This is a genomic window from Phycisphaerales bacterium, assembly GCA_040217175.1.
In the GTDB taxonomy this organism is placed as follows: Bacteria; Planctomycetota; Phycisphaerae; order Phycisphaerales; family UBA1924; genus JAHCJI01.
The window spans coordinates 843,952-858,557 of the sequence record JAVJNT010000001.1; the positions used below are offsets into that span (position 1 = coordinate 843,952).

Genomic DNA, 14,606 nt, shown 5'->3' on the forward strand with positions numbered 1-14,606 from the left:
TTGAACGAGGCCCGGGCGCACGCCCGGGCCTTGTCATGCCCTCACCAATCGAGCGGACTGCGCCACGTCCGGGCCATCTCTTCGACGTCGACCGAGGCGTCATCGAGACGCAACGCGCCGGATGCGTCGAGCGTCGCCAGCCGCGTGCACCGGACGCCCTCGAACATGCTCGCAACGTGATCTACGTCTTCGGCGGCGACCTCCAGCAGGTATCGACCGGGCAGCTCCTCGAACGGATCGACATCGCCGAGGCCATCGACGTTCGCACCGATCGGCGCTGCAGGCGTACTTCCGGCAATGAGCATCTCGGCGAGCGCCACGAGCACGCCCCCATCGCTCACGTCGTGGGCGCTCAGCACGAGGCCCTGCTCGATCGCCTTCGCCACGCCAGCGGCCGCCTTCGGGCCGTGCGCGAGCCGTTGCCAGTCGGCAGATCCATCCACGAGCACGATCGCGTTGCCCGCCTGCTTGGCGTCGCTCGTCACGCACTTGTCGATGTCGTGCACGATGCCCAGCCCCGTGATGAGCAGCGTGGGCGGGATGCGGATCGTCGTGCCGTCGTCGGCGCGGAACTGGTTGTTGAGCGAGTCCTTGCCGCTCACAAAGGGCGTGCGGTAGGCCTTGGCGCCGTCGTAGCAGCCGATAGCAGCGCGCACGAGGTGGCCCAGGCTCTCGGCGTCTTTCACGCCCGGCCAGCAGAAGTTGTCGAGGATGGCGATGCGGCTGGGGTCCGCCCCGACGCACACGAGGTTTCGCACGCACTCGTCGATGGCGGCGAGTGCCATGAGGTACGGGTCGCCGCCGATGTCTGGGTCGCCCACGCGCGTCTGCAATCCACAGCCGATCGCCACGCCGCGCCCCGTGCCCGGCACCGGCTCGATGACCGACGCATCGCCCGGTCCGCGGCTCGCACCGTCGTCGGCGGGCGGGCCGACCAGCGGCTTGAGCACCGTGTTGCCCTGCACCTCGTGGTCGTACTGGCGGACGATCCAGTGCTTGCTCGCGATCGACGGGTGTGCGAGCAGCTTCAGTAGAGCATCGCCGACGTCGGGTTCGCTGCTGGGCTTGGCCTTCGGTTCCGCTGGCGACCACACCGCCGGCAGCGTCTCGCGCGGGATGCCGCCGTGGACGAACGCCATCGGCAGGCGGCCGACCTCGTGGTTGCCATAACGCAGAACAAGTTCGGAGTCCGGCGTGCCGAAGTGGCCGAGGTTGGCTAGCTCGACGCCCTCCTCGTCGCAGATGGACTGGAGTGCCGCGATGTTCTGCTCGGGCACGGCCAGGATCATCCGCTCCTGGGCCTCGCTGATCCAGATCTCGGTGTACGTCAGGCCCGCGTACTTGAGGGGCGCGCTGGCGAGCTGCACGTCGGCGCCGAGCTTCTCGCCCATCTCGCCGATGGCGCTGCTGAAGCCACCCGCGCCGCAGTCGGTGATGGCGCTGAAGAGCGGGCGATCGCCCTCGTCGCGCGCCCGGAGGATGGCGTCGAGGACCTTCTTTTCCTCGATCGGGTTGCCGATCTGGACGGCGTGGCTGAACTCGTCGGCGTGCGTGTCGCTCAGCTCGGCGCTCGAGAACGTCGCGCCGTGGATGCCGTCGCGGCCCGTCCGCCCGCCCAGCGCGATGATGCGGTCGCCTGGTTGTGCTTCGCCGTCGATCTTGTCCCTGGGGATCAGGCCGATGCAGCCGGCGAAGACCAGCGGGTTGCCGACGTAGCGCGGATCGAAGTCGACCGCACCATTCAGCGTGGGGATGCCCATGCGGTTGCCGTAGTCTCGCACGCCCGCCACGACCTCGCGCAGCACACGCCGGGGATGGGTGCACCCGGCCGGAACATCTTGGGTGTCCGGAAGCGCGACGCAGAACACGTCGGTGTTCGCGATCGGCTTAGCGGCCAGACCGGTGCCGATGATGTCGCGGATGCAGCCGCCGATGCCCGTCGCCGCTCCGCCATAGGGCTCGAGCGCGCTGGGGTGGTTGTGGGTCTCGACCTTGATGCACACGCCGAAATCGTCGTCGAAGGCGACCACGCCCGAGTTGTCGTGGAAGATCGAGAGCGTCCAGTCGAGGCCGTCGGCGATCAGCTCGTGCGTAGCGGCGGCGACGGTGCTCTTGAGAAGATTGGCAATCGTGACCGAGCCGTCCGCGTTGGCAGTCACGCCAGGGCGAGAGACCCAGTTGATGGTGTCATCCTTTGGACCGGTGTAGTGGTAGTCGCTCTTGAGCGTCTTGTGGACGCAGTGCTCGCTCCAGGTCTGGGCGAGGGTTTCCAGCTCGATGTCGGTCGGCTCGCGGCCGAGCGACTGGTACTGCTGCTGGATGGCCCGCATCTCGCTGAGGCTCAGGAACAGGTGCCCCTCGCGGCTGAGGCGTTCGAGGCCGGCGTCGTCGAGGGTGGTGATCTCGACCGAGAGCGGCTTGAATTCGTACGGCTCACCGTGCGGCAGGGCGTCGGGGTGGAAGGCCCCCTCGTGGAGGGCCTGCACGACCGGATTGAAGAGCAGGCGGGCGGCCATGGCCTTGGCGTCCTCGGCGGCCAGGCCCTCGAGGTCGTACCGCACGCCGGTGGAGGCCTGCACCTCGACGCCCAGCAACTCACGGACGGCCTCCTCGACGGACTGGGCGGCAGGGTCCATGACGCCGGGGAGGGGGTGGACCTCGAGCGTGACGCCGGGCTGGCCGTCGCCCTCGGCCAGCGTCTCCGTCACGGGATTCACCAGCAGGGCGCGGGCGATGGCGTCGCGTTGATGCTCGGTGAGTTCGCCCTCCAAGAGGTAGACCTTGGCGGTACGGGCGTTGGTGAGGCCCAGCCCGAGGGCCTCGGCCTCTCGCACGAGGCGGCGGGCGCGGGGGTCGCCGGCATCTTCCAGCGGCCTGACTTCGAAGCGGTGCGTGGGCATGGGGGCGATGGTATGGCGGCCGAGCGCGTGGTCCGAGAAGGCCGGCCGCACTCGGCCGGGTAGCATGGCCCGATGGCAGGCGATGCGCTCCCGATGGTCGAGATGTACACCGATGGCGCATGCTCGGGCAACCCCGGGCCAGGGGGCTGGGCGTACATCCTGAGGCATCCATCGTCGGGGTCCGAGAAGACCGGCAGCGGCGGCGAGAAGGCAACCACCAACAACCGCATGGAACTCATGGCCGTGATCCGAGGGCTCGGGGCGCTGGCCAAGCCCAGCCGCGTCGAGCTGTACTCGGACTCGCAGTACGTGCTCAAGGGCCTGAAGGAGTGGATGGCCTCGTGGAAGAAGCGGGGCTGGAAGACGGCCAGCAAGCAGCCGGTGAAGAACCAGGACCTGTGGATGCAGCTCGACGAGCTGGTGCAGAAGCACACGCTGAGCTTCCACTGGGTGCGGGGGCACAACGACCACCCCGAGAACGAGCGTGCCGATGCGCTGGCGGTGGCGGCCCGGGACGAGGCGGCCCGCGGCTAGGGCGATAATCGCTTACCAATGACACTTTTGGGACGTTGGTTTCGAGCGACGCCGTTACAACCGGCTGTTCTTGCCACGTCCGCCGGCGTGCGCGCGAGAGTGGTGGTCCGATCCCGACGATGGTGAGCGTTGAGGCCGGCGACGTTCGTTCGGCCACCGGACGCCCGCTGAGGGGGATTTGCGCGTGAACCTGCACGACGTACTCAAGGTGGCCCACAAGGCCAACGCATCGGATATCCACCTCGTGTCGGGGCAGCCGCCCGTGATGCGCGTCAACCAGGTGATGACGCCGATGGACTTCCCGGTGATCTCGCCGGCGTCCGGGCGCGCCATCCTGGAGGAGATGGCGCCACCAGAGGCCGTTCAGACGTTCGATCGCCAGAAGGACTCGGACTTCTCGTACGAGATCGAGGGGCTCAGCCGCTACCGCGTGAACGCACACTTGCAGCGCGGCCAGGTCGGCCTGTGCCTTCGTGCCATCAAGACCAAGGTACCCCCGCTGAGCGCGCTGACGCTTCCGGAGGTCATCGCTCGCCTGACGTACCTGCCACGCGGCCTCGTACTCGTGACGGGCGACACGGGCTCGGGCAAGTCGACGACCCTCGCCGCCATGATCCAGGCGATGAACGAGCGGTACCGCAAGCACATCATCACGCTCGAAGACCCGGTGGAGTACACCTTCGAGAGCGACCACTGCCTGATCGAGCAGCGTGAGCTGGGCCAGGACATGCCCACCTTCGCGAGCGGCCTGAAGCACGCCCTGCGTCAGGACCCCGACATCGTGCTCGTGGGCGAGATGCGTGACCTTGAGACGACGGCCCTGGCCATCAGCGCCGCCGAGACGGGCCACCTCGTGCTCAGCACGCTGCACACCGTGAACGCGAGCCAGACGGTCGAGCGCATCATCGATATGTATCCGGCCGGCCAGCAGAACCAGATCCGATCGATGCTGGCCAACACGCTGCAGGCGGTGGTCAGCCAGACGCTGTTCAGTCGCATCGACGAGCCGGGCATGGTACCGGCGGTCGAGACGCTGCTGTGCACGCCGGCGGTTCGCAACCTGATCCGCGAGAACCGGACGTTCGAGATCCCCAACGTGATCGAGACGAACCGGTCGATCGGCATGAGCAGCCTGGACGCGTCCATCGCCGAGCTGTACTTCAACGGGATGATCTCGAAGGAAGACGCGGTGGCCCAGGCCGCCTTCCCGGACAAGCTGGAGCGTCAGCTCGTTGCCTGAGTGGTGTAGGACCAGATGGGGCCGTCGGCCCCGAGGGGTGTGAGTCGAGATGCCGAACTATCGCTACCAGGTGCGGGGCCAGGGAGGCCAGATCCAGGTCGGTGTGCTGTCGGCCGACAGCGTGCAGACCGCGGCCACGGTGCTGCGCAATCAGGGCCTGCACATCCTGGCGGTCAACCCGGTCGGCGGCGGCATCCAGCGGCAGGCCATCCTGGAGAAGCTGGCCGACCTTAACGCCGGCAAGCCGAATCAGAAGCACGTGCTCGAGTTCACGACGCAGCTGGCGGTGATGATCCGCGCCGGCATCAACCTGCGGGCGAGCCTCGAGGGCATCGCCGACCAGACGTCGCACCGCGGCTTCCGCAAGGTCATCGAGCAGCTCAAGACCGACGTGGAGAGCGGCAAGAGCTTCTCGGAGGCGCTCGCGCGCCATCCCAAGCTTTTCGGACCCTTGTACGTCAACATGGTTCGCGCATCGGAGATGGCCGGTTCGTTCAGCCAGATGCTCGACCGCATCGCGGGCTACATCGCCCAGCAGATCGAGACGCGCAAGATGGTCGTGGGCGCGTCGATCTATCCCGGCATCATCGGAACCATGGCCGTCGCCGTGACGGTGTTCCTGCTCACCTTCGTGCTGCCGAAGTTCAAGGCGGTGTTCGAGGGCAAGGAGGATGCGCTGCCGGCCTCGACCAAGTTCCTGATGGGGCTCAGCGAGTTCTTGCAGACGCAGTGGCCCTACATCGTTGCGGGCGTGTTCGGCCTGGGCATGGCGGGCTTCCTGGCGCTCAAGACCGAGCCCGGCGGGCTGCTGGCCGATCGCCTGAAGCTGACGCTGCCGGTGTTCAAGAACATGTTCCGCTCGCTGTACATCAGCCGGAGCCTGCACACCAAGGGCCAGCTCATCAACGCTGGCGTGCCCATGCTCGACACGCTCGCCATCACCGGTGACATCTCGGGCAACCGCCTGTACAAGGCCATGTGGCGCAACGTCTACATGTCGGTGAAGCAGGGCAAGAAGATCGCGCTCCCGCTGAGCAAGACGACGCTGCTGCCGCGGGCCGTCGTTCAGATGATCTCGGCGGGTGAGGAGTCCGGTAAGCTCGGCGAGGTGCTCGACGAGGTTTCGGTGTATTACGCCAAGCAGCTGAAGGACCAGATCAAGGCGGTCACGAGCCTGATCGAGCCGGTGATGATCATCGTTATGGGCGGCATTGTCGGCTTCATCGCCATGGCCATCATCCTGCCGATCTTCCGGATGAGCCAGATCGTGAACTGATCCGGCGTTCGGAATGGAGAGTGAAGCTTGGTGGGGCCTGCGGGCCCTGCCGGTGCATTGGAGGTGTTCCTTGGGTCGTTGCCTTCGCCAACGTGCTGGACGGGTTCTCGGCCGACGCGCTCGCGGCTTTACGCTGATCGAGACGGCGCTCGCGACGGTGATCATCGGTGTTGGCGTTGTCGCCATCGTCGAGGCGCATCAGGCGTTCATGCGCAGCAATCAGTGGTCGACGCACGCGGCGACCGCGACGTTCCTGGGCGGAGAGCTCCGCGAGTTGACCGTGCCGCTGCGGCGTCACGATCCGGTGACCGGCCTTCGCATCGCTGGTGGCGACGTAGAGGGCTGGGGCCCCGAGGACGGCGAGGTGCTCGTCGAGGACTTCGACGACCTCGACGACTTCGACGGTTTGAGCTTTGCGTTCAATGGCACGCCGGGATTCCTCGACGACGATGACCTGCCCGGACCGCTCGATGCATTCGGGCTCGTGATTCCCGAGATCTTCGAAGATGGTTCGGTCATGCTCGACCCGGACGGCAATCCGGTGCCTATGCAGGGCTGGACGCAGACGGTGCGGGTCGTGAAGGTGCACCCGACGGATCCGACGCGGGAGTTGGACGTGGACTACTTCGAGCCGCCAGTGGGCGCCTCGGAGGGGATCGCGATCGACGAATTCCCGTTGAAGGTCGAAGTGACGGTGACCTACGAGGGTCCGTTCGTGACGGCGCCCACGGAAGTCACGCGTGTCACGTGGATCGTCCCTCGATAGCGGGACGACGGAAGGACTGTGATGATGAAGGCACCCCGAACGCTCGCTCGCCGAGGACGCCGACGCATCGGCCCGCGCCGCCGCGGCGTGGTTTCGGTGCTCTCGATGATGTTCCTGATCTTGTTTGGCTCGCTGGCCGCGGCCATGGCCGTGGTGAGCCAGGGCAACCTGCGGACGGCCGCCGCGCACCTGCACGTCAGCCGGGCGATGAGTTCGGCCGAGACGGGGCTGGCGATCGCCGAGGAGCGGCTGGATCTCGCCGCGACTCGATTCATCATCGATCGGGGCCAGATCGACGCCGACCTGGGCGAAGACTTGTGGCTGGGCACCATCCCCGCGGACGTCGACACGGTCGTGCGGACGCTGCCCAGCGGCGACGTGCCTACGGGCGTCGCGAACGCTCTGGCCATCATCCATGACGAGGACCTGAACACGATCGACATCGACGGCATCTCTGACCCCACGCTGGGGGCCGCGCCGGTCGACGTCGACCTGACGCTCTATGCCGAGGAGAACTGGCTGTTCACGCCTGCCGTCGGGCTGATCGAGCAGGATCCCGATCTCGATCCGCGGGGCCAGGCCTATCAGATTACGTATGCGCCGCTCGCCAACGGCGTCGACGTTCGCATCATCGTCACCGGTTACGACTTCGATCACCAGCGGGGCGGCGTACCGCTGACGCGGACCATCAGCCGCGACTACCGGATGCTCAAGCGCGTCGAGCACTCGGTCATCTCGCCCAACAGGATCATGATCGGCAAGAACGTCATGGTCGACGGTGATCTCGGATCGACGTTCACCGATCTGACGTTCACGCACGGCGACCCGATGCTGCTACGGTCGGACTTCCGGCACTTGGACGAGGACCTGGACGCCAGGCTGGACGCCCTCAACAACAACATCGCGGACTTCGACATCGACAACGACAACCGCCTTCGCGCGGGCCACCCCGACGAAGGACTGGGTTCGGGGCTGGACATCGACGGCGACGGTACCCCCGACGAGACGGCGCTCGACGTCAACGGCGACGGCTACATCGACGAGTTCGATCTCTTCCTGGCGTTCTACGACACGAACGACGATGGACGCGTCGCGCTTTCTGATGACCTGCGGGCAGGCACGCCCGGCGAGTTTGCGACCGCAGAGTTCGTTGACGGCTCCGGCCGCGGCGTGGACGACGCACTCGCGTTGCTCATCGACAGCGCCAAGCCCGACCGCAATCGCAACGGCGTATCGGGTTTCGTCGACGTCAACGGCGATGGCGTGTGGCAGCCCGGGGATGAGCCGCTGCGAGACGTGGATCCCTATTCGAGCCTGTTCGCTGACCAAGTGCTGGGCTACCGGGATGGATTCATCGATGCCCGGGACCTGTACCGCAAGGTCGACGGCACCCTGAGCTTCCGCGCGACGCGGGGCGCGTGGGAGAGCCTGCAGGGACCGGTCGTGGAACGGCTCCGCGGCCCGATCGATCCGGACGATGATCCGGCGATGACGTTCGACGCATCCGAGGACGACCTGCCCGAGCTGACGACGGATCGCTTCACCAAGGCCAAAGACCAGATCGCGGCCGGCGCCGACGATGGAGAGCCGTTCTGGACGCAGGTTGCGCAGAACCTCGGCCTGGGTGGCCCGGGCGACCTGGTCGGCTACGAAGAGCCGGCGTCCGACCCCGAGGCACCGCAGTACTTCCGCGTGGATCCCGATGCGGACGGCGACGGTCGCCCCGACAACTGGGACACGGCGTACTTCGAGAAGTCGCCCTTCAACAGCCCGAACTTCACGGACTGGTACTACCGACCCGTGTTCGTGAACATGACGTTCAAGGACGCCGTTCTCGAGCAGGGTCTCAATGCGCTGTTCATCAACTGCACGTTCGTGGGCATCACGTACGTCCGTACTGAGTCCAACAACGAGCACCTGAACTGGGCCCTGTACGGCAAGATGAGCTTCGACTCGGACCTGGGTCGTCCGCAGCCCGACGCCCCGAGGATCGAGATTACGACGGTGGCGGAGCTGCCCGATGACATCCTGCCCGCGACGGCGTTGCCGCCCGAGCAGGGGTTCTTCATTCCGATGGATCCGTTCACGCAGGCACTCGACAAGGCGGACTTCCGCAAGACGGCGCGTCCGGTGAACTTCGATGATCTGCTGGATCCGATCGTCATCGATGGCCGCCGCGTCACCGACACCAAGATGGTGTCGAACAACATCCGATTCCACGACTGCATGTTCATCGGATCGATCGTGAGCGATACGCCGCTGCAGTACACGCCGACGCGCAACAAGCTGCAGTACACGGGCGCCACGCGGTTCTTGCGTGAGCATCCCGACCCCGACAAGCAGTCGGACGAGCGGTATCGCCCTGACAGCGATGACGAGGAACTCATCGATCTGTCGAGCATGATGCTGCCCGGCTATTCGGTCGACCTTGGCACCTTCAACAGCCCGCCCACGCAGGACGTCCAGCTCGGCGGCGTGGTCGTGGCCGGCGTCATGGATATCCGTGGCAACGCGGCCATCGACGGCGCCCTGTTGATGACCTTCAAGCCCATGCCCGGCGAGCCACCGCTGGTCGACCAGTTCGGCGTGCCCGTGGGCAACCCCGCGATGTTCAACACTACCTTGGGCTACTTCGGGCCCGAGGACGGCGACGAGGAATCGCTCGACCCGACCACGCTGCCCGAGATGATGGCCGAGGACCCGATCACCGGCGAGATGCGCATGCAGAAGATCGTCGGCTACGACACCGACGGCGACGGGCTGGCCGACATCGCTCACGATGACCCGGACATCCCGGCCGAAGCCGTTCCCGTTCCGTTCTACGGCTATGGCCGGGTGAACCTGCGATTCAACCCCGACATGGTGCTGCCCGATGGCATCATGCTGCCGATGCAGGTACGTGTCATGCCCGGCTCGTACCAGGAGGGTCGACCGTGAAGACGTTGAAGAGCAAGACAAGCCAATTGCTGGCCGCGAGCGGCCGGGGCTTCAGCCTGATCGAGATGATGGTGGCGCTGGGCATCAGTGCAGCGCTGCTGACCGCCTCGCTGGCGGCGCTCGATACCAGCTTCAAGAGCTACCAGCAGACGAGCGAGACGGCCTCGACGCACGTCGTCACGCGCATCGTGACGCACCGAATCCTGACCATGATCCGCACGGGCAGCGAGTTCGCGCCCTATCCCATCGACGTGCTCGACCAGACGCAGAACCCGATGTTCACCAACGCCATCGAGTTCGTGTCGGACGAGGACGAGGCACTGAACTTCCGCGAGGTCACACGCATCTTCGCCGAGGTCGACCCCGAAGCCACCGACGGCTCGCAGCGGCTGATGCTGACCATCGACGAGTTCACCGACGGCGTGCTGACCGGCAGCGAGACCCGGCCGCTCCTGCGCGGCGTGCAGGATGCGACCTTTACGCTGGAGTACGACGTTGGCCCCCAGCTCACCCGCGCAACCATCGACATCACCGTCGAGGCCAGCGACATCGGCGACGCCGGGCTCAACGCCAACTGGGATACCCCAACGCTTCGCCTCGTCGCGAGCGCCTCGCCCAGGCGCTTGCGGGACTAGCGGCGGCTACGCGCAGCCGTCTTGGAACTCGTTCTGGAATGCGAGGAAGTCGAAGATCGTGAAGTCTCCGTCGCCGTCGAAATCGGCGAGGGGGCTTCGCGCATCGAATGCGTTCTGGAACGCGAGAAAATCGAACACGGTGAGCTCGCCATCACCATCCAGATCGGCCCGGCACGGGCTGGGCAGGCAGCCCCAGCGGGCCAGGTTCATGGAGTGGCCGGGCGAGCCGACGGACATGCTGCCGCCCACGTAGAGCGCCTTGCCGCGGCCATCATCGAACTCGGCAGCGGCAAACACCGTCCCCGACACCAACTCTCCCACCGCGGACCACTCGCTGCCGTCCCAGCGGGCGAAGCCGCGGATCGGCGTACCGCCCATGCGATAAAGGCTTCCACCGACGAACAGACCCGGCCCACGACCATCGTCGTGGGAGATCATCGCGCGAATCAAGCCGCTGTTGTCCTCTCCGACCGTGCTCCAGGCGGTGCCGTCCCACCGGGCGACGGCCTCAGCGCTGGTGGGGCCGGCCCAATCGAAGGATCCGCCAACGTACAAATCCGGTCCGTCTCCGTCGTCGTGCACGGCCATGGCCTCGACGAAACCGCCCACGCCGGTGTCCAGAGCAGACCAGACTCCGGCGTGCCAGCGGGCGATGCCCTTGGAATCGACGCCGCCGGCACGCGTGAAACTACCGCCGACGTAGAGCCCCTCGGCCGTACCGTCGTCGTACGTGCCGATCGCGAGGCCCGCCGAAGTGAGGCTCTCGCCTAAGGCGTCCCACGAGCGACCGCTCCAACGCGCGACGCCGTGTGCGAAGCGCCCGTCGATCCACCGGAAGTTCCCCGCTGCGCACAATCGGGGCGGGTACAAGGGCTCGGCGTAGGCCGCCAGCGCTTGCACCCCGCCACCGAAGAACGGGCCGAGTTGTGTCCACTCCTCGCCGTCCCATCGCGACACGAAACCATTGGTGCCGACCGCCCCGCCCGCATAGAGCATGGTGCCGTTGCCATCGTCGAACGCGACGAGGGCTGAAACCACGCCGGGGAGGCCCGACCCGACGGGCGACCAGGACTCCCCATCCCACCGAGCGATGCCCTCTACCGGCAGGCTTCCCACATGGTCAAAGTTGCCGCCCACGTACAGAGCGCTGCCGCTGCCGTCGTCGTGGACGGCCAGCGCCATGACGTCGCCATCAGGCCCGTGCCCGAGCCCGAAGAGTGACTCGTCCCACTGCGGCGCACACCCCTGGCCCCGGGCGTCGGCGGCCAATAACAGCCACGCGGCCAGAATGGTCATCAACAGACACGACTTCGCCAGCGTTGTCACGACTCTCTCCACTCGGTTGACCAGGTCCGGATAGGTCGCCCTACGCACAGCCTATGGGCCCGAGGTCACCAGGGTAACGCGTGCCCGGTCGGCTCTCATCCCCGAGCAACGCCCTCCTATCCTCAACCCATGGCCTACACCGCGCTCGCCCGCCGTTATCGCAGCACCGATTTCGACTCCGTCGTGGGGCAAGAGGCCGTCGCGCGGACGCTGGCCAAGGCCATCGAGCAGGGGCGGGTCGCCCATGCCTACCTCTTCTGCGGCACGCGGGGGGTGGGCAAGACCTCGATGGCCCGGATCTTCGCCAAGGCCTTGGCCGGTGGCGGGACCGAGGTCGACAAGGCCATCATGGAAGGCCGCGACAGCGACGTCATCGAGATCGACGCGGCCAGCAACCGCGGCGTGGACAACGCCCGCGAGCTGATCGCCAACGCGGGGTACATGCCCCTACGCGGCAAGCTGAAGGTCTACATTATCGACGAGGTCCACATGCTGACCAAGGAGGCGTTCAACACCCTCCTGAAGACGATGGAAGAGCCGCCCGACCACGTCAAGTTCATCCTGTGCACGACCGAGGCCAACAAGGTCCCCCCCACCATCCAGAGCCGGTGCCAGCGGTTCGACTTTCGGATGATCCCAGCGTCCCGCATCGCCGAGCACCTGCGCGAGGTGAGCGAGAAAGAAGGCGTCAAGGCCGACGACGACCTGCTGGCCGCCGTCGCAAGGCTCGGCGCGGGCTCGATGCGCGATGCACTGAGCCTCCTGGATCGCCTGATGGCCGCCGGCGACGAACGGCTGACGCTCGCCCGCCTCGAAGAGCTTCTGGGCCTGCCCGATCGCGAGCTCATCGGCAGCCTCGTCGACGCGATCTCGGGCGGCGACGCCGCTGCGGCCATCCGCGCGGGCGACTCGCTGCTGAACCTGGGCATCAGTCCGGAGCTCGCGCTCGAGACGCTCGCAAACCGACTGCGCGACCTGATGGTGCTCGGCGTGTGCGGTCCCGAGACACCGCTCGTCGAACTCTCCGACGCCGCGCGACAGGCCGAGAACGAGCGAGCGCAACGCTTCGACGCGCCGGCATTGAGCCACATGATCGCGCTGTGCGAGACCGCACAGCGGGTCTGCCGAGAGAGCCCGGCGCCCCGCGCCATGTTCGATGCGGCACTCGTTCGTCTGGCGATGGCCGAGCGATTCGCAGACCTGACGGCGCTCGCCGGCGGCGCCCGAACGGGTCGGACGGCGGAGATGGCCTCGGGAAAAGCCTGAGGCCGGCGGCGGCGCCCGAGCGCGCGTCGCCACCGGCCGCTGCCCCAGAGCCCGAGCGTCGCCCGAAGCCAGCGCCGCGGCCCGCGATCCAGGCCGAACCCAAGCCGGCGCGTACGCCATCGAACGACCCGCCGGATGCTGGCACGGCGCCGCCGTCCGATCATGCCCTGATCAGGCGGGCCCGGGAGCTGTTCGCTCCCGAAGAAACACCGAGCCGCGGTGGCCCCTAGCCTGTGGCGAACACGCGACCCGTTCGATCGAATCCAAGCGGAGCACATGGCATGGCAGCGAAGAAGTCCGGACTCATGAAGAACGTCATCCTGCTGGTGATTATCTTCGCCTGCGCCGGCGGCGTCTGGTACTTCCTGACGCAGCAGGGCGGCGCGATGAACGAGACCGAGGCCCAGGAGTGGTTCCTCAGCGGCGAGATGGCCCAGGAGGGCCTCGACCTCGAGGGCGTCAAGGCTCGCCTGGGCCACGATGCTCCGCAGGACATGGGCGAGGGCCGCCACCGGTTCGACATGGCGTACGTCAACTCGAGCAACACGCTCGTCGTCGACGTCGTCGTTCGCGGCGGGCGGGCGATCTCGTACACCATCGTCGAAGAGGCCGAGTGATCGTCTCGGAGGTGCTCGGTGCTTGACCAGATGCGCGCCTTGGGCGCCATTACCAGCCTGATGAAGGACCGCCAGAAGCTGGCCGACGCGGCCGCCCGCGTCAAGGACCGGCTCGAGTCGGCCCGCGTGCAGGGCTCGGCCGGCGAGGGCGCCATCGTCGTCACCATGAGCGGGGCCATGAAGGTCATCGGCGTGCACATCGAACCGGCGATGGCCTCGGCGTTCTCCGCCGATCAGGCAAGCCAGCTCCTGGCGCAGGACCTCATCGCCCAGGCGACCAACGACGCGATGGGCAAGGCCCAGGCGCTGGCGCGAGACGTCGTGGCCGAAGAGGCCCGGGAACTGGGCCTGCCCGAAGAGCTGACCTCGCAGATGGGCGGCCCGTTGTCGTCGGCGTTGGGGCTGTGAGCGTCCGATTCGTTCCGCTCAACCGACCGCTCCGCATCGAAGTTGAAGGCCAACGGCCCTCGCTGGACGAGTCCGCGCATGCAAGTTGGCAGACGGCGCAGCGAGAGAACCCGAGGCTGTTCGATGGACCGATCCTGGCAGTACGTTCGGTCGACGTTGCAGCGGGTTTGATCGTTGCTCGTCCCGACCGCTTCGCGCACGTCGTCTGCCAGCCAGGCGGCCGCGACCTGCCGACGACGATCCTGAGCGTCACCGGGGTCATCGAGGCCGGCGATCCCGACGCGATACGCGTGCTGCTCGCCCGGCGGGGCGCGCAAACGCGGAGCTATCCCGGCATGTGGGAATTCGCGCCCGCGGGCGGGCTCGAGTCTCCAGAGTCATCGGGCTCGCTGGGCCTCGAAGGCATCATGCAAACGCTGCGTGCCGAGCTCCGCGAAGAAGTCGGCGTCGCGTCGCCGCTCTGCGATGCACGGGCGATCGGTATCGTGTTTGATTCCCGCGCCCGGAGCCTCGACGTCGTGATCCGAGCGCGTATCGAAGGCGAGACGCCGACGCTCCAGCCGGGCGCCGAACGAGCCTGGGAGTGCGCTGATGCTCGGTGGGTCGATGCCGCGCGGCTCGAACGCACCCTCGAAGAACTGGATGGAGGCGTGATCGAACCCACGCTCGAGATTGCACGGCATCTAGAGCGATCGACCTAA

12 protein-coding genes are annotated in these 14,606 nt (G+C 66.9%); 10 read left to right on the forward strand and 2 right to left on the reverse strand.

What is annotated here, in order from left to right:
• Positions 1-41: 41 nt before the first annotated feature.
• Complete coding sequence (locus RIA68_03670) at positions 42-2,900, reverse strand: phosphoribosylformylglycinamidine synthase subunit PurS (protein MEQ8316533.1); 2,859 nt, start codon at positions 2,898-2,900, stop codon at positions 42-44.
• 72 nt (positions 2,901-2,972) lie between these two features.
• On the opposite strand from RIA68_03670, the gene rnhA reads away from it, so the two are divergent.
• The 6 genes from rnhA to RIA68_03700 all read left to right on the forward strand — a co-directional run bounded on the left by rnhA (position 2,973) and on the right by RIA68_03700 (position 10,288).
• Entirely contained in the window at positions 2,973-3,434 is a 462-nt protein-coding gene (gene rnhA, locus RIA68_03675; GenBank protein ID MEQ8316534.1) for a ribonuclease HI, read from the forward strand.
• A 184-nt stretch (positions 3,435-3,618) separates the two neighbouring features.
• Positions 3,619-4,674 carry a PilT/PilU family type 4a pilus ATPase gene (locus RIA68_03680; GenBank protein ID MEQ8316535.1) on the forward strand — a complete coding sequence of 352 codons (1,056 nt, stop codon included), beginning with the start codon at positions 3,619-3,621 and terminating at the stop codon, positions 4,672-4,674.
• Between the two features lie 49 nt (positions 4,675-4,723).
• Positions 4,724-5,950 carry a type II secretion system F family protein gene (locus tag RIA68_03685; GenBank protein ID MEQ8316536.1) on the forward strand — a complete coding sequence of 409 codons (1,227 nt, stop codon included), beginning with the start codon at positions 4,724-4,726 and terminating at the stop codon, positions 5,948-5,950.
• A 70-nt stretch (positions 5,951-6,020) separates the two neighbouring features.
• Positions 6,021-6,716 carry a prepilin-type N-terminal cleavage/methylation domain-containing protein gene (locus RIA68_03690; GenBank protein ID MEQ8316537.1) on the forward strand — a complete coding sequence of 232 codons (696 nt, stop codon included), beginning with the start codon at positions 6,021-6,023 and terminating at the stop codon, positions 6,714-6,716.
• Between the two features lie 24 nt (positions 6,717-6,740).
• The gene (locus RIA68_03695; protein MEQ8316538.1) at positions 6,741-9,653 is read left to right on the forward strand and encodes a hypothetical protein; all 2,913 of its coding nucleotides are present in this window, start codon (positions 6,741-6,743) and stop codon (positions 9,651-9,653) included.
• The gene (locus RIA68_03700; GenBank protein MEQ8316539.1) at positions 9,650-10,288 is read left to right on the forward strand and encodes a prepilin-type N-terminal cleavage/methylation domain-containing protein; all 639 of its coding nucleotides are present in this window, start codon (positions 9,650-9,652) and stop codon (positions 10,286-10,288) included. Before RIA68_03695 ends, RIA68_03700 begins: the two co-directional genes overlap by 4 nt.
• A gap of 6 nt (positions 10,289-10,294) precedes the next feature.
• On the opposite strand, the gene RIA68_03705 is transcribed toward RIA68_03700, so the two are convergent.
• Positions 10,295-11,584 (reverse strand): GC-type dockerin domain-anchored protein, encoded by a 1,290-nt coding sequence (locus tag RIA68_03705; protein ID MEQ8316540.1) that lies wholly within the window; start codon positions 11,582-11,584, stop codon positions 10,295-10,297.
• A gap of 159 nt (positions 11,585-11,743) precedes the next feature.
• On the opposite strand from RIA68_03705, the gene dnaX reads away from it, so the two are divergent.
• From dnaX to RIA68_03725, 4 genes are all read left to right on the forward strand, one after another.
• Positions 11,744-12,880, forward strand: a complete 1,137-nt coding sequence (dnaX, locus tag RIA68_03710) for a DNA polymerase III subunit gamma/tau (GenBank protein MEQ8316541.1) — start codon at positions 11,744-11,746, stop codon at positions 12,878-12,880.
• Positions 12,881-13,161: 281 nt separating this feature from the next.
• Positions 13,162-13,497 (forward strand): hypothetical protein, encoded by a 336-nt coding sequence (locus tag RIA68_03715; GenBank protein MEQ8316542.1) that lies wholly within the window; start codon positions 13,162-13,164, stop codon positions 13,495-13,497.
• An 18-nt stretch (positions 13,498-13,515) separates the two neighbouring features.
• A complete protein-coding gene (locus RIA68_03720; protein MEQ8316543.1) occupies positions 13,516-13,905 on the forward strand; it encodes a YbaB/EbfC family nucleoid-associated protein in 390 nt (129 codons plus the stop codon).
• A complete protein-coding gene (locus RIA68_03725) occupies positions 13,902-14,606 on the forward strand; it encodes an NUDIX domain-containing protein (protein ID MEQ8316544.1) in 705 nt (234 codons plus the stop codon). The genes RIA68_03720 and RIA68_03725 overlap by 4 nt, the downstream gene beginning before the upstream one ends.

Coding starts and splice junctions, on each gene's coding strand:
- RIA68_03670 (MEQ8316533.1), bottom strand. CDS start 2,900: ATGCCCACGCACCGCTTCGAAGTCAGGCCGCTGGAAGATGCCGGCGAC.
- rnhA (MEQ8316534.1), top strand. CDS start 2,973: ATGGCAGGCGATGCGCTCCCGATGGTCGAGATGTACACCGATGGCGCA.
- RIA68_03685 (MEQ8316536.1), top strand. CDS start 4,724: ATGCCGAACTATCGCTACCAGGTGCGGGGCCAGGGAGGCCAGATCCAG.
- RIA68_03695 (MEQ8316538.1), top strand. CDS start 6,741: ATGAAGGCACCCCGAACGCTCGCTCGCCGAGGACGCCGACGCATCGGC.
- RIA68_03705 (MEQ8316540.1), bottom strand. CDS start 11,584: ATGACCATTCTGGCCGCGTGGCTGTTATTGGCCGCCGACGCCCGGGGC.
- dnaX (MEQ8316541.1), top strand. CDS start 11,744: ATGGCCTACACCGCGCTCGCCCGCCGTTATCGCAGCACCGATTTCGAC.
- RIA68_03715 (MEQ8316542.1), top strand. CDS start 13,162: ATGGCAGCGAAGAAGTCCGGACTCATGAAGAACGTCATCCTGCTGGTG.